Origin of the sequence: Actinoplanes sp. CA-015351, from assembly GCF_050955685.1 — a bacterium.
Classification (GTDB): domain Bacteria; phylum Actinomycetota; class Actinomycetes; order Mycobacteriales; family Micromonosporaceae; genus Actinoplanes.
The window spans coordinates 38,948-60,741 of record NZ_CP192102.1 but is presented as its reverse complement, the minus strand read 5'-3'; the positions used below and the strand labels follow the sequence as shown (position 1 = coordinate 60,741).

20 protein-coding genes and 1 tRNA gene are annotated in these 21,794 nt (G+C 68.1%); 9 read left to right on the top strand and 12 right to left on the bottom strand.

What is annotated here, in order from left to right:
• Positions 1–91: 91 nt before the first annotated feature.
• On the bottom strand, positions 92–355 hold the full coding sequence (locus tag ACQP2E_RS00285) for a cell division protein CrgA (RefSeq protein WP_433827895.1): 264 nt from the start codon (positions 353–355) through the stop codon (positions 92–94).
• Between the two features lie 257 nt (positions 356–612).
• On the opposite strand from ACQP2E_RS00285, the gene ACQP2E_RS00280 reads away from it, so the two are divergent.
• From ACQP2E_RS00280 to ACQP2E_RS00265, 4 genes are all read left to right on the top strand, one after another.
• Positions 613–1,383: a DUF881 domain-containing protein gene (locus ACQP2E_RS00280; protein WP_433834272.1), complete on the top strand. Its 771-nt coding sequence runs from the start codon at positions 613–615 to the stop codon at positions 1,381–1,383.
• 1,097 nt (positions 1,384–2,480) lie between these two features.
• On the top strand, positions 2,481–3,866 hold the full coding sequence (locus tag ACQP2E_RS00275) for a class E sortase (protein ID WP_433827894.1): 1,386 nt from the start codon (positions 2,481–2,483) through the stop codon (positions 3,864–3,866).
• Between the two features lie 3 nt (positions 3,867–3,869).
• On the top strand, positions 3,870–4,154 hold the full coding sequence (locus ACQP2E_RS00270) for a hypothetical protein (protein WP_433827893.1): 285 nt from the start codon (positions 3,870–3,872) through the stop codon (positions 4,152–4,154).
• A 4-nt stretch (positions 4,155–4,158) separates the two neighbouring features.
• Positions 4,159–4,809 carry an aminodeoxychorismate/anthranilate synthase component II gene (locus ACQP2E_RS00265; RefSeq protein WP_433827892.1) on the top strand — a complete coding sequence of 217 codons (651 nt, stop codon included), beginning with the start codon at positions 4,159–4,161 and terminating at the stop codon, positions 4,807–4,809.
• Positions 4,810–4,869: 60 nt separating this feature from the next.
• Here ACQP2E_RS00265 and pknB read toward each other — a convergent pair whose 3' ends face one another.
• The 7 genes from pknB to ACQP2E_RS00230 form a co-directional block, all read right to left on the bottom strand.
• Positions 4,870–6,660: a Stk1 family PASTA domain-containing Ser/Thr kinase gene (gene pknB, locus ACQP2E_RS00260; RefSeq protein ID WP_433827891.1), complete on the bottom strand. Its 1,791-nt coding sequence runs from the start codon at positions 6,658–6,660 to the stop codon at positions 4,870–4,872.
• Positions 6,657–8,018: a serine/threonine-protein kinase gene (locus tag ACQP2E_RS00255; protein WP_433827890.1), complete on the bottom strand. Its 1,362-nt coding sequence runs from the start codon at positions 8,016–8,018 to the stop codon at positions 6,657–6,659. The genes pknB and ACQP2E_RS00255 overlap by 4 nt, the downstream gene beginning before the upstream one ends.
• Position 8,019: 1 nt before the next feature.
• Positions 8,020–9,516 carry a peptidoglycan D,D-transpeptidase FtsI family protein gene (locus ACQP2E_RS00250; protein WP_433827889.1) on the bottom strand — a complete coding sequence of 499 codons (1,497 nt, stop codon included), beginning with the start codon at positions 9,514–9,516 and terminating at the stop codon, positions 8,020–8,022.
• The gene (locus tag ACQP2E_RS00245; RefSeq protein WP_433834270.1) at positions 9,513–10,970 is read right to left on the bottom strand and encodes an FtsW/RodA/SpoVE family cell cycle protein; all 1,458 of its coding nucleotides are present in this window, start codon (positions 10,968–10,970) and stop codon (positions 9,513–9,515) included. The genes ACQP2E_RS00250 and ACQP2E_RS00245 overlap by 4 nt, the downstream gene beginning before the upstream one ends.
• A gap of 77 nt (positions 10,971–11,047) precedes the next feature.
• Entirely contained in the window at positions 11,048–12,451 is a 1,404-nt protein-coding gene (locus ACQP2E_RS00240) for a PP2C family protein-serine/threonine phosphatase (protein WP_433827888.1), read from the bottom strand.
• Positions 12,448–12,930 (bottom strand): FHA domain-containing protein FhaB/FipA, encoded by a 483-nt coding sequence (locus ACQP2E_RS00235; protein WP_111650917.1) that lies wholly within the window; start codon positions 12,928–12,930, stop codon positions 12,448–12,450. The genes ACQP2E_RS00240 and ACQP2E_RS00235 overlap by 4 nt, the downstream gene beginning before the upstream one ends.
• A 5-nt stretch (positions 12,931–12,935) precedes the next feature.
• The gene (locus ACQP2E_RS00230) at positions 12,936–13,721 is read right to left on the bottom strand and encodes an FhaA domain-containing protein (protein WP_111651073.1); all 786 of its coding nucleotides are present in this window, start codon (positions 13,719–13,721) and stop codon (positions 12,936–12,938) included.
• A gap of 250 nt (positions 13,722–13,971) precedes the next feature.
• Here ACQP2E_RS00230 and ACQP2E_RS00225 point away from each other — a divergent pair.
• The 3 genes from ACQP2E_RS00225 (at position 13,972) to ACQP2E_RS00215 (ending at position 15,844) form a co-directional block, all read left to right on the top strand.
• Positions 13,972–14,054, top strand: a tRNA-Leu gene (locus tag ACQP2E_RS00225).
• 277 nt (positions 14,055–14,331) lie between these two features.
• Positions 14,332–15,150 carry a WecB/TagA/CpsF family glycosyltransferase gene (locus ACQP2E_RS00220; RefSeq protein ID WP_433827887.1) on the top strand — a complete coding sequence of 273 codons (819 nt, stop codon included), beginning with the start codon at positions 14,332–14,334 and terminating at the stop codon, positions 15,148–15,150.
• A gap of 61 nt (positions 15,151–15,211) precedes the next feature.
• Positions 15,212–15,844: a hypothetical protein gene (locus tag ACQP2E_RS00215; protein ID WP_433827886.1), complete on the top strand. Its 633-nt coding sequence runs from the start codon at positions 15,212–15,214 to the stop codon at positions 15,842–15,844.
• A 41-nt stretch (positions 15,845–15,885) separates the two neighbouring features.
• On the opposite strand, the gene ACQP2E_RS00210 is transcribed toward ACQP2E_RS00215, so the two are convergent.
• Together ACQP2E_RS00210 and ACQP2E_RS00205 are read right to left on the bottom strand one after the other, a co-directional pair.
• Positions 15,886–16,371, bottom strand: coding sequence for a hypothetical protein (locus tag ACQP2E_RS00210; RefSeq protein ID WP_433827885.1), 486 nt, complete (start codon positions 16,369–16,371; stop codon positions 15,886–15,888).
• Between the two features lie 146 nt (positions 16,372–16,517).
• Entirely contained in the window at positions 16,518–16,742 is a 225-nt protein-coding gene (locus ACQP2E_RS00205; protein ID WP_433827884.1) for a DUF397 domain-containing protein, read from the bottom strand.
• A 781-nt stretch (positions 16,743–17,523) separates the two neighbouring features.
• Here ACQP2E_RS00205 and ACQP2E_RS00200 point away from each other — a divergent pair.
• Entirely contained in the window at positions 17,524–17,826 is a 303-nt protein-coding gene (locus ACQP2E_RS00200; RefSeq protein WP_433827883.1) for a hypothetical protein, read from the top strand.
• Between the two features lie 39 nt (positions 17,827–17,865).
• Here the strand turns inward: ACQP2E_RS00200 and ACQP2E_RS00195 are convergent, their stop codons facing one another.
• Positions 17,866–18,609, bottom strand: a complete 744-nt coding sequence (locus ACQP2E_RS00195; RefSeq protein ID WP_433827882.1) for a PASTA domain-containing protein — start codon at positions 18,607–18,609, stop codon at positions 17,866–17,868.
• Between the two features lie 158 nt (positions 18,610–18,767).
• Between ACQP2E_RS00195 and ACQP2E_RS00190 the strand changes: the two genes are divergently transcribed.
• Positions 18,768–20,249, top strand: a complete 1,482-nt coding sequence (locus ACQP2E_RS00190) for a Hansenula MRAKII killer toxin-resistant protein 1 (RefSeq protein WP_433827881.1) — start codon at positions 18,768–18,770, stop codon at positions 20,247–20,249.
• A gap of 9 nt (positions 20,250–20,258) precedes the next feature.
• On the opposite strand, the gene ACQP2E_RS00185 is transcribed toward ACQP2E_RS00190, so the two are convergent.
• Positions 20,259–21,737, bottom strand: coding sequence for a glutamate-cysteine ligase family protein (locus ACQP2E_RS00185; RefSeq protein WP_433827880.1), 1,479 nt, complete (start codon positions 21,735–21,737; stop codon positions 20,259–20,261).
• Positions 21,738–21,794: the final 57 nt, after the last annotated feature.

Sequence of the window (21,794 nt, the reverse complement as noted above, 5' to 3'; positions counted from 1 at the left end):
CTGTCCGTCAAGGTAAAGCGCACCCCACGCCAGGCGGGGGTGCGCTCACTTTGGCCGTTTTTCACGTATCCGCAGGAAGCGGACGCGAAACTCAGCGCCAACGAGAAAGAAGGCCCAGAGAGGTGACCATGCAGCCGAAGCCGACTGCGAGGTTCCAGTAGCGCCAGCTCTCGACCGGCCACTGCTGGGACGAGAGGTAGTAAATGACCAGCCAGGCGATACCGATGACGATCAGGGCAACCGCACTGACCGGAATCCACGCGGGACTCGGTTTCTTCGACGCCCCAGCCGCCGCCGGCCGGATGTCCGACGGCGGGGTGTAGACCTTCTTCTTGCGAACCTCTGACTTCGGCACGGTGCTCTCCTGAAGGGCAACAAGTGGTGAACAACCCACCGCTGAGCGGCTCCGGAAGCCCCGAATGCTGCCCGTGGCGAATACTGTTCGACAGCTAGCGTAGTCAAGGCGGCGCACAGACAGGCACCCGCCGGGCGAGGAAAATACCTGGCGTCGGGTTTCGGAGGGAGTCTGGGGTGGTGTTTCCAGCGGGCAGCGACGGCATCGAAGGGCGCGACAACGCCCACGACGGTGCTGGTGGGGCCTCCTGGCGGCTCGTGCTGCGGCGTGCCGCGCGCGGCCTTCGGCCACGGCGAAATCACAAGAAATCCATCTGGTCCGCGGGGGTCCCGCTGATCGCATTGGCCGCGGGTCTGCTCTTCACCACCTCGGCAACAACCGCAGACGGTACGGCACTGCGCGACGACCGGCGTCCGCAGTTGGCGCAGTTGATCACCGAAAAGCGTGAACGTCTGGCCGACAGCGAGAAACGGGCCGCCAAGCTCCTTGCCGAGGTCGACGAGGAGACCGCCCGGCTGGCCCAGGTCGACCAACCGGTCAAGATCGCCAGCGAGAACGCAGACGCCATCCGGGAACCGGCCGGCTTCACCGCGCTACGTGGCCCAGGTCTCACCGTGTCACTCAACGACTCACCGCGACGCGGATCGGACTTCGCCGAGAACGCACCCGACAACGACGATCTCGTCGTGCATCAGGGTGACGTTCAGGCCGTTGTGAACGCCCTTTGGGCAGGCGGGGCGGAAGCTATGACGATCATGGATGTCCGTGTGATCTCGACGAGCGCGGTACGATGTGTCGGCAACACGCTGCTCCTTCACGGCCAGGTCTTCTCACCACCGTTCAAGATCACGGCGATTGGCGAACCCACAGTCATGAGTCGTGCGTTGGACTCGGCAGAGGGAGTCAGGCAGTTCCGCGAGGCCGTCGCCGACTTCGGGCTCGGTTACACGGAAAAGGTGGAGAAGAACGTGACAGTGCAGGCGTACGACGGTTCGACCGACCTCCGATCGGCGCAGGCCGCCCAGTGAGTCGTCACCGCGCACCTGACAACGACGGTCAGACCGCTTTCATCCCCCGGCTCACCGACGCATCCGACGACGGCGTGCCCGGCGGGCCGATGGCGCCCCCGGTCGGCCTGGGCGGCATTCCAGCCCGCCCTACCCGCAGCCCGGCAACGCAGCAGCCCGCAGCCACACCTGCGACCCCTGGCGCTGCCGCAGCTCCTGGCGCTCCCGCAGCTCCTGGCGCTACGGCAGCTCCTGGCGCCCCGGCAGCGCTGAGCGGGTCTCTCGCGCCGGGCGGGTCTCTCGCGCCGGGCGGGTCCCTCGCGCCGGGCGGGGCCGTGGCTCCAAGCGCAGGTTCAGCTCCGGGCTCGGGCGCGGCCTTGGCCGCACCGGACACTGAGCTGCCCGCTCAGGACGAGGTGAGCGCAGCGGCCGCCGCCGCACGACGGCGTGCGGGCGTGACGCCGCCGGTTGCCGCGCCTTCAGCGCCCATGTCCCCGCAGACAGTTCCGTCGTCCCCTGCTGGCATTTCGTCGCCGGTGGGTGTTTCGTCAGATTCTTCAGCTTCTGAAGGACCGACTCGGCCGATCCGGCCTCAGGCCATGCCTCCCGAGCCGCTCCCGGGTGCGCAGACAGCCCAGGCGCCCCGCCAGGCCGAGCAGCCCTCGTGGGTGCCGCGCTCTGAGCCGGCCGCCCCGGCCGCCACTTGGACCGACCCAGCCGCCACAGCGAGACTCAGCACTCATGGCACCGTCCAGCCGGTCGCTTCTCCGCCGCTTGCGGACTCCCGAGGCGACACCACCACCGAGTGGGCCGCGACCCCGCAGCCACCCATCGAGGCGCCGCAGTCACCGGCCGCCGCACCGGCCACCCGAGTCGGCCGCAGGCGACGTGCAGAATCGGACACCACCGCCGGATGGCAGCCCGCCGGCGTAACCGGCCCGACCCCAACCGCGGCATCCCAGATCCCGGCATCCCAGATCTCGGCGCCCCAGATCCCGGCGCCCCAGATCCCGACGCCGCAAAGCCCGGCGCCACACGGCCAGATTCCGCAGGCCCAGGTTTCGCAGCGCCAGGTCCCGCCGAGCCGGATTCCGCAGGCCCAAGTTCCGCAGGGGCATGTGCCGCAGAGTCCGACGGCTCCGGTTCCGGCGGTTTCGAGCTACCAGCCGCAGAGCCCGGCGCCGCAGGCCAGGGCGCCCTACCCGCCGGCCGCCGCTGACGCCACCGCAGTTTTCGGCGTGGTGGGCGCTCAGCGATCCGCCGCCGACCAGCCCTCGGTGGCCGAACAGAAGTGGGCCGCGACAAGCGGGGCCAACGGCCAGGTTACCGGCACAGTCATGGCCCAGCCTGCCGGCGGGGCCAACGGCCAGCCCACCGGCGCAGCCAGTGTCCCGATCCCTGCCCCTGCCACGGGCGCCGCAAGTGTCCCGGCCATGGGCGCGACGGTCGGTGGTTACCCCAACGGGGCTGTCGGGCCTACCCGCGACCCCAGCGTCACCACCGTCATCCGCACCATCGACGCGCCCACCGGCATGCTCCCCACGCTGCCTGCCGGGGCTCCGCTGCCCGGCAAGCTCACCGTTCTCCCTCCGGGCGCGGCGGCGCAGGCCGCGCGTGAGGCGGCCGGGCCCGATGCGACGCTCGGCGCGGCCTCGGTCAGCGCTACCCCGGTCAGCCCGGCGAGCCCGAGCGACCCGGCTGACGCCGAGACGCCGGACGACGAATCCAGCATTCCGAAACGCGGTGAGCGGGTGGTCAAACTCCGTCCGGAGCAGACCGGTGAGGGCTACAAGAGCGTGTACTCCGAACTGACCCGGCCCACCGTCGGTTCACGGATCCGCACGGGCATCCGGACCTCCGGCGAAGTAATGATCACTTTCGGTCTGATCGTGCTTCTCTTCGCCGGTTACCAGGTCTTCGGAAACTCGGCGAAGGTCCAGTCCGAGCAGGACAACCTGGCGCAGGAGCTGGACCAGGCCTGGGCCGACCCGACCGTGGCGCCCACGGCAGCGGCGCAGGGTCCGGCCGCGCCTGGCGACAGCCTCGTCGGCCGCCTCTACATTCCTAAGTTCGACAAGGAGTGGGTGGTCGTCAACGGCGTCCAGCCGGACGACATCAAGTACGCGCCCGGCCACTACCCGGACACCGCCCTGCCCGGCGAGATCGGCAACTTCTCGGTCGCCGGCCACCGGATCAAGAAGATTTTCTGGCGGCTCGACGAGCTGAACGACGGTGACGTGATCGGCGTCGAGACGCGGGACAGCTGGTTCGTCTATCACGTCTACAAGTCCGAGGTCGTCCGTCCGAACCAGGTCGAGGTGGTCGCGCCGGTTCCCGGCAAGCCCAAGGCGACGCCGACGAAGGCCCTGCTGACCCTCACCACCTGCAACCCGAAGTTCAACAACTACGAGCGGCTCATCGTGCACGCCGAGCTGGTCAGCACGGTCCCCCGCGACCAGTCCAAGCCGGATGCCGGCATGCCTGCCGAGATGAAGGCTTCCTGACCGATGTATGCCTGGATCTGGCACAAGCTCCCGGGTGCGGTCTGGGGCAAGCTTGCCGTCTCGCTCGGCCTGATCGCCGCGACCGGCGCGCTGCTCTGGTACGTGATCTTCCCCTGGGCCACGCCGCTGCTGCCGTTCGACGACGTGCAGGTCGAGTCCGGCTCCGGTCAGGTCGACTCGGAGACGGTCATCCCCGGCGACGACGGTGAGGACCCGTCAGCGCCCGACGAGCTGCCCTACAGCACCCACTCGAACGACCCCCATCCCAGCTCCAGTCCCAGCAGGTGATGATTTGCGCATCCTGGTCATCGACAACTACGACTCGTTCGTCTTCAACCTGGTCCAGTACCTCGGTCAGCTCGGTGCCGAGTGCGAGGTCCGGCGCAACGACGAAATCTCGGTCGCCGAGGTGGGCGAGTTCGGCGCCGCGGGTCTGCTGCTCTCACCCGGCCCCGGCTCACCGGAACGCGCCGGCATCATGATGGACGTCATCAAGGCGTACGCGGGCAAGCTGCCGATGTTCGGCGTCTGCCTCGGCCACCAGGCGATCGGCGCGGCGTTCGGCGCGACGGTGACCAGGGCGCCGGAGCTGCTGCACGGCAAGACCTCCGAGGTGCACCACACCGGCGACGGGGTGCTCGCCGGCCTGCCGGACCCGTTCACCGCGACCCGGTACCACTCGCTCGCCGTGCTGCCCGAGACGCTGCCGGCCGAGATCGAGGTCACCGGGCGTACCGAATCGGGTGTTGTCATGGCGATGCGGCACCGCGAGCTGCCGATCGAGGGTGTGCAGTTCCACCCGGAGTCGGTGCTCACCGAAGGCGGCCACACCATGCTGGCGAACTGGCTGGCCTCCTGCGGCCTGTCGTCGGCACTCGAGAAGGCCCCGCCGCTCGCCGCCGAGGTGGAGACCCGCCGCAAGTCCGCGTTCGCAACTGCCTGACCAAAGCGAAAGAGGCCGGTGACCTTCGCGGGGTCACCGGCCTCTTCTCGTCAGCTGCTGTTACTGCGCCGTGCCGCCGCCGCTGCCGTCGTCCTCCTCCGGCGGGGTCTCCCCCGTCGAGGGTTCCGGGCTCGGCGATTCCTCGACCGGCTCACCGATCACGCTGAGGACAACGGTGCTGCCCTTGTCGACCTTCTTCTTGGGCGCCGGGTTCTGAGTCGCGATATCGCCCGGGTTACCGTCGACCTGGACCGTCTCGAATGACGCGTTGAGGCCAGCCTGCTCAAGCCGGTCTTTCGCGACTTCCTGCGACAAGCCCTTCACGTCGGGAACCTCGACCTGGCTGTTGTCGGACACCTTCACGGTGATCGACGTGCCCGGTTCGACCTTCTTGCCGGCGCTCTCCACCGAAATGACCTCGCCCTTGGGCCTAACGCTGGCGACCTCGCGGATCACCGGGGTGAGGCCCTTGGCAACCAGGGCTGACTCGGCCGCGCTGGTCGTGCCGCCGACCAAGCCGGTCGGCACCTCGACGTCTTCAGGTGCAAGGCAGAGCTGGTAGCTCACCGAAGCGGTGACCTCGATCTGGGTATTCGCCAACGGGGACTGCGCAATCACGTCGCCGGTGCAGTCCTTCTTGGTCGTCGGATCCTGCGCGGTCCGGTTGGTCAGGCCCTGCTGATCAAGTTCCTTGCGGGCGTCAGCCTCGCTGAGCCCGACAAGGTTCGGCATGGTGACCGTTGCGACTGTCGGTGTCTCGGGCTCGTTGTCGCGGTCGCGGCTCATCGCCAGTGCGACACCGAGAACGATCACGACCAGCACGCTCAGGCCGGCCAGCACCGCCATCACCCAGGACGACTTGTTCTCCGGCTTGCCCTGCTGGCCCATCCCGCCCGGAATCGGCCGCTGCATCGTGGTGGCGCCCTGCGGCTGCCACTGGTGCGGCCCGCCGCCGGTCATCGCCACGGTCTCGGCCTGGCTCATCACCGGGGTGGCCATGACCGGGCGGCCGGAGACCGCGCGGAGCGCGTCAGCACGCATCTCCTGGGCGCTCTGGTACCGGTTCAGCGGGTTCTTCGCCAGCGCCTTCAGGACGATCGCGTCGATGTCCGGCGGGAGGTCGCGAACGATCGAGCTCGGCGGGCGCGGGTCCTCACGGACGTGCTGGTACGCCACGCTGACCGGGCTGTCGCCGACGAACGGGGGGTGTCCGACGGTCAGCTCGAAGAGGACACAGCCGGCCGCGTACACATCGGAGCGTGCGTCGACGGACTCGCCGCGTGCCTGCTCGGGTGAGAGGTACTGAGCCGTGCCGATCACCGCGCTGGTCTGCGTCATCGTCGTGGCGCCGCTTGCCAGTGCCCGGGCGATGCCGAAGTCCATGACCTTGACCTGGCCGTTCTGCGTGATCATCACGTTGCCGGGCTTGATGTCCCGGTGGATGATCCCGTGCCGGTGGCTGAACTCCAGCGCGGCGCAGATGTCAGCCGTGATCTCGAGTGCCCGCCGTGGCTGAAGACGCTGTTCCTGAGCGAGAACCTCCTTGAGGGTGCGACCGTTGACGAACTCCATCACGATGAACGGGAGCCGCTCGCCTGTGGCGGATGTCTCCTCGCCCGTGTCGTAAACGGCGACGATCGCTGGGTGGTTCAGAGCTGCCGAGTTCTGTGCTTCACGCCGGAACCGCTCCTGGAACGTGGCGTCCCGAGCCAGGTCGGTGCGCAGCATTTTGATGGCCACGTCACGGCCGAGGCGCAGGTCGCGTCCTCGGTGCACTTCTGCCATGCCGCCGTAGCCGAGCAGCTCGCCGACCTGATACCTGCCACCGAGCAGGCGGGCCTGCGCCGTCATAACGTCTGTCGTCCTTCGTTCAGTCGGATCCGGCCGAGCTGGGCATCGGCCTTCATAAGACGGTACGACGCCGCCGACACTGGGTCAGCAACCACGCCCGAGCGGAGGATAGCCGCAGAGCTGCTGTGATAGCCCAGCGTGCTGCCTACGGCGCTGCTGCCGTTGCCATCTCGTAATAGGAAAGAGATGACGCCGGCGCAGAGAAGGACGAGAAGGGCGAGCACCACGGCCAGAACGACAAGGACCTGGCGCCCGAAAGTGTTCTCCGGCTTCGCGGCCGGTGACACCGGGGATGAGTACGAATTGACCGGTGGCCCCGACTGCGGCCGGTACTGCTGCGGCTGGGGCTGGGGCTGGTGCTGCATGTACGGCGGCGGTGACGTCGGCACCGAGGCCGCGCCCCGGGCGCCGGAGACCGGCCGCGGCACGGAAGCGCGAGCGGCCGCGCCGGACTGCGGGCGTGACGCCCCGGCGTTACGCGGCGGCCCAGAGATCGGCGGAGAGCTCGGCGGCGACGAGATCGGCGGCTGGACCGAGGTGGTCAGCGACGCGGCGGCCTGGCGGGCCACCGAGGCCATCGCGGCGGCGCTCGGCCAGCGGCTGGACGGATCCTTGTCCATAGCGCGGTCCACAATGGCGCGAACCGCGGGCGGGATGTCGCCGGGCAGTGGCCGGGGAGACTCCCGGACATGCTTCATGGCGATCTCGATCGGGGTCGCGCCGTCGAACGGCCGGTGCCCGGAGAGGCACTGATAAGCCACGACGCCCAGCGCGTAAACGTCGGAGGCCGGTGTCGCCACGTCGCCGGCGGCCTGCTCCGGCGAGATGTACGAAGCCGTGCCGAGCACCGCGCCGGCCACTGTGAGTTGCCCCACGAGGGCCGAGCGAGCGATGCCGAAGTCGGTCAGGACCAGGGTGCCGTTCGGGCGTACCAAAAGATTTCCTGGTTTGACGTCGCGGTGCACGATGCCGTTGCCGTGCGCAGCTTGCAGCGCGTCGGCGGCCTGCGCGACAAGCGCCATGGTCCGGGCCGGCGTGAGCCGGCCCACCCGGCTCAGCGTCCGGGAGAGGGCGTCGCCCTCGACGTATTCCATGACGAGGAACGCGAGCTGCTGGTCGCTGCCGTAGTCGTAGACATCCACGACGCCCGGGTGGTTGATGGTGGCCATGGTCCGTGCCTCGCCGCGGAAGCGCTCGGCGAAGCCCGGCTCGTCCAGCAGGGCGGGTAGCAGGATCTTGACGGCGACGGTACGGCCCAGCACCTCATCGATGCCGCGCCACACATCACCCATGCCGCCGCCGGCGATCCGCTCCTCCAAGCGGTACCGCCCACCGAGCGTGACCCCCGGGCGGATCATGTCAGTCCCCTCCCCGACCCGCCGCGGCCTTCATGATGAGCCCGGCGATCCGGGCGGCCTCGGCACTCGCGTGTCCACCGGACACGTTCTCAAGCATGACGCAGACCGCCGAGACGGGCTTGTCGCCATCGAAGGCGAATCCGATGAACCAGCCGTGCGGGTTCGCACCCTCGGCGTTCTGTGCGGTGCCGGTCTTGCCACCGACGGTGAGGCCGTTGATCTGTGCCCGGGTGCCGGTGCCGTTCTCGACGACGCTGACCATCATGTCCTTGAGGTCGGTGGCAACGCTCGACGAGATCGGGTCGCGCAGGCTCTCCGGCTTGGCCGTGTAGATCGTCCGGCGGTCCGGTCCGAGCAGCTTCTGCACCATGTACGGGCGCATCTGCTGGCCGCTGTTCGCCACCGTGGCGGCCATCAGCGCGCCCTGCAGCGGCGTCATCCGGACGTCGCGCTGGCCGAGTGAGGACTGTGCCAGGGCCGCGGTGTCGGTGCTGCCGTCCTGGTTCTGGATGTCGCCGGTGCGGCTCGCCGCCACGGTGAGACCGGCTCCGCTGTCCAGGTCGCCGACCTTGAGGGTGTCGTCCTCGAAACCGAACGCCTTCGCGGTTTCCTTGACCTTGTCCGCGCCGAGCGCGACGCCGAGCCGGGCGTAACCGGTGTTGCAGCTCTCGGTCAGTGCCTCCTTGAGGGTGACCTTCGAGCCGGGGCAGACCTCTTCCTCGGAGTTGCGGATCGTGGCGCCGCCCTCCTTGTAGACGCTGCCCGCCTCGATCTCGCTGGAGGTCTTGTAGCCGTTCTGCAGCGCGGCCGCCGAGACGATCACCTTGAACACCGAGCCGGGCGGCAGGGTCGCGCCTGTCGCACGGTTGATCAGCGGGTCGTCCTCGTCGTTCGCCAGCTTTTGGTACGCCTTGGCCGCCTCTTCAGTGTCGTGACTGACCAGCGGGTTCGGGTCGTAACTGGGCATCGACACCATCGCCTGGATCGCACCGGTGGTCGGGTCGATCGCGACCGCCGCACCCTTGGTGACCCCGCGCTGGTTGTTTGTCATCTGCTTCCAGGCGACCTCTTGAGCTTTTGTGCTCAGCGACAGCACCACGTTGCCACCACCGGGGTTGTCACCGGTGAACATGCTGCTGAGCCGATCGCCGAAGAGCTTGTCGCTGGCGCCGGAGAGGAAGTCGTTCTCGGAGGACTCGATGCCTGTCGCACCGCCGATGACCGGCTTGTAACCGAGCACCGGTGCGTAGATCTTCCCTTCCGGGTAGGTACGCAGGTACTTCAGCTCGTCGTCGGTGGTCTTGTTCTGCGCGAGGGCAGTGCCACCGGCCTCGATGACGCCGCGGGGCGTCTCATATTCGGCGACCGTGACGCGGCTGTTGTAGTCGTGGGTGCGGTACTCGTCGGCCTTGTAGAACTGGACCCAGTTCAGGTTCGCGAAGAGCAGGCCGAACAGGACCAGGATGACCACGCCGGAGCGGCGAAGTGGTGCGTTCACGGCTTGATCACCTCCGTCATGGCGCCGTGCAGCTGAACAGGTGCTTTCTTCGGCCCGGCTCGATCCGGTCCGGTCCCGGTGGCCGGTTGGCGGGCCGCGTCCGAGATCCGCAGGAGCATCGCGACCAACAACCAGTTCGCCATCAGTGAGGAGCCACCGGCGGAGAGGAACGGGGTGGTCTGACCGGTCAGCGGGATGAGGCCGGTGATGCCACCGAGGATGACGAAGACCTGCAGGCCCAGCGTGAACGCGAGGCCGCCGGCGACCAGCTTGCCGAACGAGTCACGCACCGCCAGGGCGGCACGCAGGCCACGCTCGACGATCAGCAGGTAACAGACGAGCAGTGCGGTCAGGCCGAAGAGTCCGATCTCCTCGCCGAGACCGGCGAAGATGAAGTCGGTACGCACCTCGGGCACCTTGCCGGGCGAACCGGCGCCCGGACCGGCGCCGAAGAGGCCACCGCTGCCGAGTCCGAGCAGGCCCTGGACCAGCTGGTAACTGCTGCCGCTCACCCGCTCGTAGTTCGCCCGCGCGAACGGGTCGAGCCAGACCTCGGCACGGTCGTAGAAGTTCGCGAACGGCCCGCCCACCGACGCACCCAGCAGGTACGCCAGATAGACACCGCCGAAGAAGAGCACCAGGCCGATGATCAGCCAGCTGGCCCGTTCGGTGGCGACGTAGAGCGTGACGACGAAGAGCCCGAAGTACAGCAGCGCGGTGCCGAGGTCCTTTTCGAAGACCAGGACCAGGAGGCTGAGCAGCCAGACCGTGACGACCGGACCGAGGTCGCGGCCGCGAGGTAGATCGATGCCGAGGAACCGCCGGCTCGCCAGCGACAACACTTCCCGTTTTCGCACCAGGTAGTAAGCGAAGAACGAGACCAGGGCCAGCTTGGCGAACTCACCCGGCTGGATCGAGAACGACCCGAACCGGATCCACAGCTTCGCGCCGTTGACCTCGGAGATGCTGCTCGGCAGCACCGCCGGGATCATCACGAGCACGATGCCGACCAGGCCCAGTGTGTACGCGTACCGAGAAACGATCTTGTGGTCGCGAATCACCAGAAGCAGGATCGCCGCCAGAATCAGCGAGGCGAGTGTCCAGGCCAGCTGACGGCCGCCGGTGCCGGCGAAGATGCCCGGCTCCGGCTGCTTGTTGGCGATCGCCTTGGCCAGGTCGAGCCGGCGCAGGAAGCCCACGCCGATGCCGTTGATCAGCGCGACCGCGGGCAGAAGGACCGGGTCGGCGAAGGGCGCGGTGTAACGCACCACCACGTGCAGCCCGAGGAAGAGGATGCCGACCAGTGCGGCGGGGATCCAGGAGGTCATCCGGATCTCGTCGAACTGGTTGGCCTCCACCGTCGCGCCGAACACGGCGACGATCGACATCGCGAACGCCAGCAAGCCGAGTTCAGCGTTCCGGCGTGTCTTCCATCCCGTCGGGATACGCGACATCTCGCCCGTGGAGGCGGGCGTCGGAGCCGGTACGGCGGGCGCGGTCAAAGATGAATCCCCAGACGTGTAGGCCGTGCTCAGTTGACGGTCCGGCAGCCAACCGGGTCGACGGTGGCAGGAGCGCTTTCGGACGGTTGCGAAGCGGCGGCCGAAGCCGGCGGACGCACTGCGGTGCTGGCCTGGACCGTCGGAGCCGCCCCACTGGGAACGGCCGCGCTCGGAGCCACCGAGTTCGTGGTCACCGGCGCGGTGCTGGCGACGCTGCAGACCGGCTTCAGGTTCGGGTTCGACGGCTCTTCGTCGGTGAGCTCGGTGAGCGTGGTGCGCGCCTCGACCTGGCTGTCCGCGTGAATGCCCTGCTTGACCCGTTCCTGGGCGACCGAGGTGAGGTCGTCCAGGCGGACCGCGCTGGTCTCGCTCACGGTGGACAGGTCGAGACCGGCGACCTGGCCCGGCACGCCTTGGAATATGGCGAGCTGGCCGGCCTCGGTCGCGCCGACGTAGTACTGGTCCTGGGTGTACTGCCAGCCCGCCCAGAGGCCACCGCCCAGGACACCGAGCAGCAGCAGAACCATGAGAGTGGTCCGAACCGGATGTCCGGCCGGCTCCGGTTCGTACGCACCCGTGGCCGGCTCCGGCTGGGCCGGGCGCGGCGGCTTGAGGGCCGCGGCACGGGCCGCCGAGGTCGAGCTGTCCGCCACCGTGGTGTTGCCCCGGTCCAGGGAGGCAGCGCCGCCCACGATCGGGGACTGCTCCATGATGTCGGCGTCGGTCGCGTCCGCGATCACCACGGTGATGTTGTCCGGACCGCCGCCGCGCAGCGCCAGCTGCACGAGCCGCTCGGTGCAGGCTTTCGGGTCGGCGAGCTCCCGCATGGTCTGGCCGATCGTCTCACCGCTCACGACGCCGGAGAGGCCGTCGCTGCAGATCAGGTATCGATCGCCCTTGAGCACCTGGCGAACCGAGTACTCAGGATCGATGTCCCGGCCGTCCAGCGCCCGGGTGAGCAGCGACCGTTGCGGGTGGCTGCTCGCCTCCTCGGGACTGACCCGGCCCTCGTCGACCAGCATCTGGACGTACGTGTCGTCCTTCGTGATCTGCGAGAACTCGCCGTTACGGAGCAGGTAGGCGCGGGAGTCGCCGATGTGCACCATGCCGAACTTGCTGCCCGAGAAAAGGACAGCGGTCAGCGTGGTACCCATACCCTCCAGCGCAGGGTTGGCGTCGACGGTGTCGCGCAACTGTTGGTTGGCGGTACCGACGGCGTGCCGCAGCGCATCGACCATGGCGTCACCAGGGACGTCGTCGTCGAGAGGCGCCATCGCGGCGATGACGATGTTGGACGCCACGTCACCGGCGGCCATGCCGCCCATGCCATCGGCGACAGCGAGAAGTCGCGGCCCGGCGTAAACGGAGTCCTGGTTCAGGTCTCGGATCAGACCGCGGTCGCTCTGAGCGGCATAGCGCAGGGTCAGGGTCATGGCCGTAACTCGAGTGAAGTGCGCCCGATGCGGATCGGTACGCCAAGGGGGACTGGAGTAGGTCCGGAGACCTTACCGCGATCTAGGTAAGTGCCATTGGTCGAGCCGAGGTCTTCGACGAACCACTGGCCATCGCGGGGTACCAACCGGGCGTGCCGGGCAGAGGCGAAGTCGTCGGTGATGACGAGCGTCGAATCCTCGGCCCGCCCGATCGTGATCGGAGCCTCACCGAGCGTGATCCTCGTGCCGGCCAGCTGGCCGGCGGTCACGACGAGTTGCCGCGCCGCCTTCCCGCGCTTCGCCTTCGCCGGCCGGCCCTGGAGCACCGCGCCACCCACCCCCCGAGGGCTGGCAACGATGCTCTTGGACCGGGCGCCGGAGAAGAGATCCCGCCGGATCACCCCGACCACCGTGAACACGAAGATCCACAGAAGAACGAGGAACCCGAAGCGGGCAACGGTTAGGACGAATTCGGGCAAGGTCGCTAGCCGTCCACTCGGAAGGTGAGCGTGGTCGTCCCGAGCTGGATCATGTCGCCCGGGTTCAATGCGACGGCGGACACGCGCTGGCCGTTGACCATCGTGCCGTTCGTCGAGCCCAGGTCGGTAAGTACGACCTGGTTGCCGTCGTAGTCCAGACGGGCGTGCCGACGCGAGATGCCGACGTCCGGCAGGCGAAGGTTCGCCTGGTCGCCGCGGCCGATCACGGTCGAGCCCATCTGCAACGGGTAGGTACGCCCGTCGCCGGACACAAGACCGACACTGCGCGGGCCACCGTGACCACCCTGCGGCGGGTAGCCGCCCTGCTGGTCGTAAGGCGAGTACTGAGGCCCCGCGTCGTACGCAGGCTGTTGCACCGGGGCGACCTCGCCACCGGTGTACACCTCAGCGGTGACACGGAACATGCCCGTGTCCAGGCCATCGCCTCGCTCGATCTCGACGATCACATCGCCGTACACGGTCCAGGCCTGCTCACCGATGAACTCGGCCTGGGACTGCGCCAGCTCCTGCGCCAAGGCCGCGGCGTACGGCGCCAGCCGGCTGTGGTCGTAGGGCGACAGATCGATCACATAGCGGTTGGGCACAAGGGTGCGGCCACCGGCGAGGATGGCCTTGTGTGCCTCGGCCTCCCGCTGCATGGCATTCAGGATCTCCACAGGGTGCACGACACCCTTGAACACCTTCGCGAAGGCCCCCTCGACAAGGCCTTCCAATCGCTTCTCAAAGCGCTGCAGCACGCTCACCGGCTCCTCCTCGGGTTCCGAGGACATGATGGTATCCGGCGACTGCTTGCGCATCCGTAGCCCAAGAGCAGCCGGCACTTCTGACCCTCGTATGACGCCCCACGACGCCGTGCTAATGTTTCCTGCGTCGCGGGGTGATATCAACTCACTTGGTACTGATCTCGCCTAGTGACGGTCGACAGCGTAGTCTGTCGCAGCCAGTAACAAGAAGTCGGCTCGACCAGCCGGTTTCAGGCCAACGAGATCATGCATATATGATCTTGGCGGCAAGTCACATGGGGATGTGGCGGAATGGCAGACGCGCACGGTTCAGGTCCGTGTGTCCGAAAGGACGTGGGGGTTCAACTCCCCCCATCCCCACTCGGTCGCTGGGAGCCCTCTGTCTGCGGAAAGCGCAGACCGGGGGCTCTCTTCGTCATGCCAGCCGGGGGGCCGAGCCCCCCGAACCCCCCACGGTGCGTTGGTCACCCTGGGTGCCTTGGTTGCGCTTCTCTTGGGTACGCGTAGAGGGTGCTGTTTCCCACACGGGGTGTGCTTCGGGGCATCTTTCGGGTGAGGGGTGGGGTGGGGGCTATGCTCGCCGCCTCTTGTTGGTGTTCTTCCGTTGTTCTTGTCTTCAGGGCTGGGAGTGTTGGGCGTGTCGGTCACCGGGACTGTTCGGGGCAAACGCAACGTGCTCGGGGTGCTCGTCGATGTGACGGACTACGCGGAAGCGGTCGAGCTGATCGTCGCGGCGGCTCGGGAGCAGCGGCCGTTCGCCGTGACTGCTCTGGCTGTGCACGGTGTGATGACCGGGGTCGAGGATTTCGCCCACAACGGCCGGCTCAACTCTTTTGATCTGGTTACGCCGGATGGTCAGCCCGTTCGGTGGGCGCTGAACCTTCTGCACGGCGCCGGACTGACCGACCGGGTGTACGGGCCGTCGCTGACCCTGAAGGTCGTCGAGCAGGCGGCGGCCGAAGGTCTGCCGATCTACCTGTACGGGTCGACTCAGCCCGTTCTGGACCGGCTCGTGCCGGCACTGCAGGAGATGTTCCCGGCTTTGAAGGTCGTCGGCATCGAACCGTCCAAGTTCCGGAAGTCGCTTCCGGGCGAGGAGTTGGAGATCGCCGAGCGGATCAAGTCCTCCGGTGCGCGGATCGTGCTCGTCGGCCTCGGCTGCCCGCGTCAGGAGATCTTCACCTACGCGATGCGTCCGCATCTCGACATGCCGCTGCTCGCCGTCGGCGCCGCCTTCGACTACCACGCCGGCCTGCTGAAGAACCCGCCCGCGTGGATGCAGAAGTACGCGCTGGAGTGGCTCTGGCGTCTCGGCCTCGAGCCCAAGCGCCTGTGGAAGCGGTACATCCTGCTGAACCCGGCGTACCTGGCCCGGCTCTTCGCGCAGAAACTCGGCATCTGGAAAGCGACAGCGCCGGCGCCGTCCACCGAGCGCGTGTACGACTTCGCCGTCTGACCCGACACCCCCTACGGGTACGTGTTCGGGGCATATCCCGGTTTCGGCGCAGCGTGAATCGGTGAACGCTATCGATGTGGACACCGTTGTGGACGTCATCCTGATCGGCACCCTCGCCGCCGTCTGGCTCGCCGCCGGCCTTCTGGTCGACGGGCTGCCCACCGCCGGCACCGCGAGCGAGCTCCGCCGCCGGGCCGGGCTGCTCACCGTGCTGGTCGCGGTCGGCGCCACCGCCTTCGTCGCGGTGCCGGTCGTCTCCGGGCTGATCCCCGGCCTCTCGTCGGCGCCCACGGCGGCCCTGCTCCCGGCCGTACCCGCGTTGATCGTGATGACCGCGACCCTGCGCCGCCTCGCCTGGGTCCGGCGCGGCGCGGGCGCGTTCGCGACCGCGCCGCTCGCGCCGGTTCCGCCGGCCCTGCGTGCGGCCGCCGCGCATCCGCTCGTCGCCGCACCTCTGCAGATCACCGGGCTGGCCGCGCTTGTCGGCATCCCGATCGCGGCGCGACTCGTCGAGACTCCCGCGGGCGGCGCGTCGACCGCCGCCGGGGTGGCCATCGCCGTGGTCGCGGTCGCCGTCGTGGCGATCGGCATCCGGGCCGGCCTGCGGCACAGCCGATTCGCTTTGCTGGTGATGGCACCGCTGGTGATGTCATCGCTGCGCCGCCGGGAGCGCACTCCCGCCGGCGTCCGCTGAAAAAGCCGCTGTAAACAGCCGCTGAGAAAATCCCTACCTACTTACTTGTTCCGGTGGTTCCTCGCCTCTTGCTGGTAAAGCAGCTCCAGAATGGAACGCGCCGCCTCGAACCACCGGTCGAGCCAGTCCGAGGGCGGCAGCGTGCCGCGGGCAGGAAGCTCAAGGAGCAGCCCCCGCAGCAACGGGTGATCCGCCATCGATTCACTGGACGAGTCAGCCCAGGTGCTCGTGGAGAAGACCGGCTCGGTCAAACCGTGCAGGTCGAGGGAGGGAAGTTTCGCCGCGCGATCCAACGCACTGGTCGGCTCGATACTGCGCGACTCAATGCTGCGCGATTCGATGCTGTGCGATCGGCCGGGCGAGCGGGTCGGGAGACCCGAGCTGCTGCGGGACAGCAGCTCGCTGTCTCCGACGTCCCCGGTCAGGGTCGCGTCCCGGCGATTCTGCCGGTACGCGCTGACGCCACCGCTGAACCGGTCCTGCGCTGTCGACGAACCGTTGGTGAGGTTCTCCGAGCCAATAGTCATCTCTCTGCCTTGCCTCGTTCGATTGTCGCCGCAAAGCGCGGTCCGGTCCGCGCTTAAGGCAATCAACGAGGCGAGTCCCGCCCAGCGACGGGAAAATCGGGCAAATGACTACAACCGACTAGAAGTGAGCCGGCCGGGGGGAAGCCTCAAAGATCGAACTCGCCGTCCTTGGCGCCGCCGACGAACGCGTCCCATTCGGCGGTCGTGAAGATCAATGCGGAGCCGGCCGGATTCTTGGAGTCGCGGACCGCGATCGCCTCACCGACAAACGCGACCTCGACGCAGTTGTCACAGTCCGAACCGCTTCGGGTGCTCTTGAACCACTCGGCCCGGCTCAGGTCGATCCGGAGACCCTTCGTCTCGAATTCCACAATGGCTCCTTCGTCAGCATCTCGATCAACATGGTGGGCGGCCGCCGGATCCTCGGCCGCTCGGCTGCCCAGGTCATCGAGCAATGCCCGGCGATCGATTGGCTAGAGATCGATTGGATCGTCCTGAATCAGTAACGACCGCTTTCACGTACGGACGCGGACCTGCTGGGCGATTACCGAGATCGTTCATTCGATCGGGCGGCTCAAATGAGGCCATAGCTACTTAATCCGCCAGTCCCCGTGCCTAGTCTTGAACGTTTTCCCTGGTCATGACCGCTTGATAGCCATTCCAGGCGGGAGGGACCGGCAATATCCACTTAAGAGTTTTATGTCCGAAATGGCGCTTATTGCGGCTACCTCATGATCGCGCCCCGGACTCGGCTCGACGATATTCCGGCCGATTGCGATCGCCGCTCCGGAAACGACCTCCGGGGTCGAGCCGATGATCACAGAGGATCACGGAAGGCTGACATGCAACTTGCATCGAAGGAATCGGTGGTGCAATCTTTCCGTATGGCTTGCATCACGCAACGTTCTTGAGTGGATCGTGCAAGTCCGACGAAATACATCGAAACGACGTCCGATACGGGGCGCCGAGCCGTTGGGAGTCCACGGTGGACTCCTGCCCCTGATGTGGGTGGCAGGATCGGCGATGGTGACGTTCCGCAACATTCTTCGATGATTTGACACATCGCAAGTGTTGCAAAGGTGTACCAGACAGGCACACTGGTGCATCTGTCACAAGAGTCCACCCCACACGAGTCTCAGGGCAGGAGATGACGTGGTTCTTCCTCGGTCCGGTGATGTCATCCACGTGACAAAAGCGGCGAGCGTCCAATTCGCATCACCGCTGCTGTTCCGGGTCATCCGGGTTCACGACTGGCCGACGTACGAGGGCTGGGTTTGGCTCGACGGCTACGAGCTCAACTCGGCCGGTGACGCGGTCGAACGCCGATCCATATTCGTGCAGGTCAACGGCCTGCGTCCGGTGGGCAAAGCCCCGGATCCGCGGGCTCGAAACGCCCGCCAGCCAGCCGCCCGTCCCGGCGTGATGCCGGCGCGGACGGTCCGCACCAACCGCTGAGCCGACTGCGATCCGGGCCGACTGCGATCTGAGCCGACCTCAATCCTGGGCGGGGGCCTCGGTCGGTGATGTCGTCGTCGCCACCGGGCTGCTGGTCAGCGCGGTCGAGACGACGAGAGTGATGCGCGTGTCGGAGGGCACCAGGCTGCCCTCCGGCGGATCGCTGTCGATCACCGTTCCCGGTTCCGCGTCGCTCGCGCGCTGGATCACCCGGAACGTCAACCCGGTGCGCTGTAGCGCCGACTGCGCGTCGGCGACCGGCATACCCCGCAGCGCCGGCACTGTGACCTCGGCGTTTGCCGGCTCGGTGGTCGGCTCGATGGTGCTCAGCGTCGGTGACGGGCTGGCCGGTTCGGTGGTCGGCTCGGTCGTGGCTGCGGTTGTGGGCTCGGCAGCCGTGGTGGCCACCGTCGCCGGAGTCGTCGCGGGCGTCTCGGTCTGGTCGTCGGAGTTCTGCACGATCACCGCGATGCCGAAACCGAGCAGGCCCAGCAGCACCAGCGCGGCGGTGCCGACTGCGATCGGCGCCCACCAGCGGCCTCGCGGTTCCTCAGAACGAGGGTCGGCCCAGTCGCTCTCGTAGTACTCAGTGCCCGGTCGTGGCGGCCGAACTTCGGCCCGTCCGGTCCAGATCGCGTTGTCGCGGTCATCCGATCGGGGACCACCGGACGGTTGAATTCGGGTGGCGTCATCCGCTGCGCCAGGCCTCACCTCGGTCGGGCTCGCCTCAACCGGTTCCATCGGCGTCGTCTCGTCCGGCTCCGGGGGACGCTCGTCGGCCATCGCCGGTTCCCTTCACTCCGTACATTCGTGCCCGTCGTACATCTGTGCTCGCCGCAGCGTCAAGGTATCGAATCTTGAGCCTGCGTGGGGTTTTCCGGCGGAATGCAACCTTGCCAGGCGTTTCACAGACATCGGCAGGTACCAGTACAGTGCCCGGCATGGCCGAGAAGGGCTGGACATCACAGGCCGCCACGGCGGCCGGAATCGCGGCCGGCACGGGTGCCGCGCAACTGGGTCTCGGCTACGGCTTGGGCGTACTCGTCTGGCCGGCAACCGCCGCCGACGCGGAGAACATCTGGCTGGGCAGCCTCGGCTGGGCCACCTGGATCACCGCGAGCGCCACAGTGCTCGGCGCGGTGATAGCCGGTCGGCTGCGCCCCGACCGGCCCGGACGCTGGCTCGGCCTCTGGCGCTTCGCGCTGGCAACGGCCTCCGCACTCGGCGCCCTCGTTTCGGTCGCGCTCGTCGCGCTCCCGGCCCGCTCAGCGGTACGCCTTGACGACCTCTCGCCGCAGCTCATGGCTGGCGGATACGCGCTTGCCGGCCTGCTCGCCGGCCTGATCGTGGCGTTCTGGGCGGTCTCGTCGGGGCCGGTCGCGGCCAACCTGATCGGCACGGCAGCCGGGCTCTGGGCCCTGGCTATCGCCGGGGTGGTCGCCGAGCTGGTGACCGGCCGTGAATTCGCCACCTACCTGACCAGCTGGCAGTTCGCCGAGGCGGCAAGCCCGGTCCGGTACGGCGGCATCTACTGGCCGAGCGCACTGCTCACCCTGGCCGCTGCCTTCGTGATCGGCCTGATCGCCGCCTGGCCGGCCGCACGCCGGGGCAGCACCGGCCTGGGCACCGCGATCTCCGGTGCGGTCGGACCACTGCTCGTCGCGTTCTCGTTCCTGATCCTGGCACCCCAGCTGACCCAGGCAACCGGTCCGCTGCAGTCGGCATACCTGATCGCGCCGTACGCGGTACTCGCCGGTCTCGCCGGCTCGGCCCTGACCGCGGCGCTCGCCCAGAGCGCACAGGCCCGCCGCAACCGCCCCGACCTGGTCCCGGTGACGGCTCCTGACTCGGACTGGGACAACGACGTCTTCACGAACCCCGCCGAGACGGCCACCACTCGGGGTCGGGCAGGCACCGGCACCGCGGGTGTCAGCCTGACCGGCGCGGTCGCGAGCCGGGCCGCGGACCAGCCCGGTGAGGCGGCCGGTTCGGGCCGGAAGCCGACGTCGCCGGTGAGTGAAACGCCTGGTCGCAATCCGGTTGCCCCGAGGCAGCCGCTCCGACCGGAGCCGAAGCCGGTCAGCACGCCGCCGGCCCCGAAACCGCTGGGGCCGCCACCGTCGGCCGGAACACCTACCGGCCCGGCGCCGACCGCTCCGGCCAAGGCCACCGGTTCCGCCAAGGCACCCGGCCAGGCCACGCCGAGTCCGGTCGGAAAACCGGCCACACAGGACAGTCCACCTTATGCGGATCCGGAGATCGCCGCTGCAGCCCGGCCCAGCCGTAATCCGGCCAAGCGTGCCACCGGCCGCAAGGCCGACAACGGCAAGCCCGACGGCGGCACGCCCCGCTCCACGATCACCCCGCCGCCCGCGAACCCGACGGTCGCCCGCATCAACCCGGACGATCCCTCCAGCAAGTAAGAGCCTCCGTCAGGGTTCGGTCGGCCACCTGTGCACGGGCTCGTTGAGTCTCTGCAGCTCGACGTATCGCTGGGTCATCTCGCGAATCGCTGCCGGCCGGTCCAGCCCTCGCTTCTCGGCGGCGCGGACGGCAGCGGTCTGCCAGGTCGCCCCGTTGCGTCCGGTGCGGCAGCGGTCCTCGATCACGCCGAGCAGGCGGTTTCGCTGGGCCGCGTCGACGCCGAACCGATCCAGTCCGGCGTGCGCTTTCTCCAGCAATTCCCCGAGGACCAGGTCCACGACCGGGACCTCGTCCCGGCCGGGCCACCGCAGCACCGCCGCGATGCCGTCCTTGGAGCCGGCCTGGAAATTCGACGCGGCGTCGGCGAACGGCAATCGATCCCAGATCGGCGACTCCTCGGCGGCCAGCTCGGCGACCAGACCGAAGTAGAGCGCCGCGTTGGCGAGCAGGTCGACCACTGACGGCCCGGAGGGCAGCACCCGGTTCTCCACCCGAAGGTGCGGTTTGCCACCCGAGACGTCGTAGACCGGACGGTTCCAGCGGTAGACGGTTCCGTTGTGCAGGCGTAGCTCGTGCAGGCCGGGGATGTCGCCGGCTTCGAGTGCGGCCGCCGGGTCCTCGTCGTGCAGCTCGGGCAGCAGTGGCGGGAAATATCGGACGTTCTCCGCGTAGAGGTCGAGGGCCGAGTCGATCCAACGTTCGCCGAACCACACGCGGGGGCGTACTCCCTGGGTTTTGAACTCGTCCGGCCTGGCGTCGGTGGCTTGCTCGAAGAAAGCGATCCGGGTCTCGGCCCAGAGTCGGTTTCCGTACAGATAAGGGGAATTTGCCCCCAGCGCGACCTGGACCGCGGCTATGGCCTGGCTGGCGTTCCAGGATCGCGCGAAGTCGGCAGGCGGGACCTGGAGGTGGAACTGGACGCTGGTGCAGGCCGATTCGGGCGCGATCGTGTCGCTGCTGGTGCGCAAACGGTCGAATCCCTCGATGTCGATCCGGAACTCGTCACCTCGGGCGGCGACGATCTCGCTGTCCAGGGCTCGAAACCGTTCGCCTGCCGAGAGATTGGCCGGGACCAGGTGCGATGGTTGGAGCGTCGGCAGCATGCCGATCAGGGCGAGCCGGCTCTCACTCTTGCGGGCGCAGTCGGCGGCGGCGCGCAGACCGTCCAGAATGTCCCGTTCGTAATCTCCCAGACCGTCGCCCTCGATGAGCCGGGGCGGCACGTTGAACTCCAGGTTGAATTTGCCGAGCTCGGGCTGGAACCGAGGGTCACCGAGATTGGCCAGGATCTCGGCGTTGCGCATGCTCGGGCCGGCGTCCGCGTCGACCAGGTTGATCTCGATCTCCAGGCCGGTCATCGGCGCGGAGCAGTCGAACGGTGATGTATCCAACATCTCGCCCAGGACGTCGAGGCAGCGATGCAGCTTGCGGCGGAACGCAACCCGGTCCCGCGACGAGAAGACGGCGTTCACCAGATCCTTGCCCATGTGCCCTCCCGGGGACGACCGGCGGACGAAGGGACGTCGATCACCGCTCTGTGAACG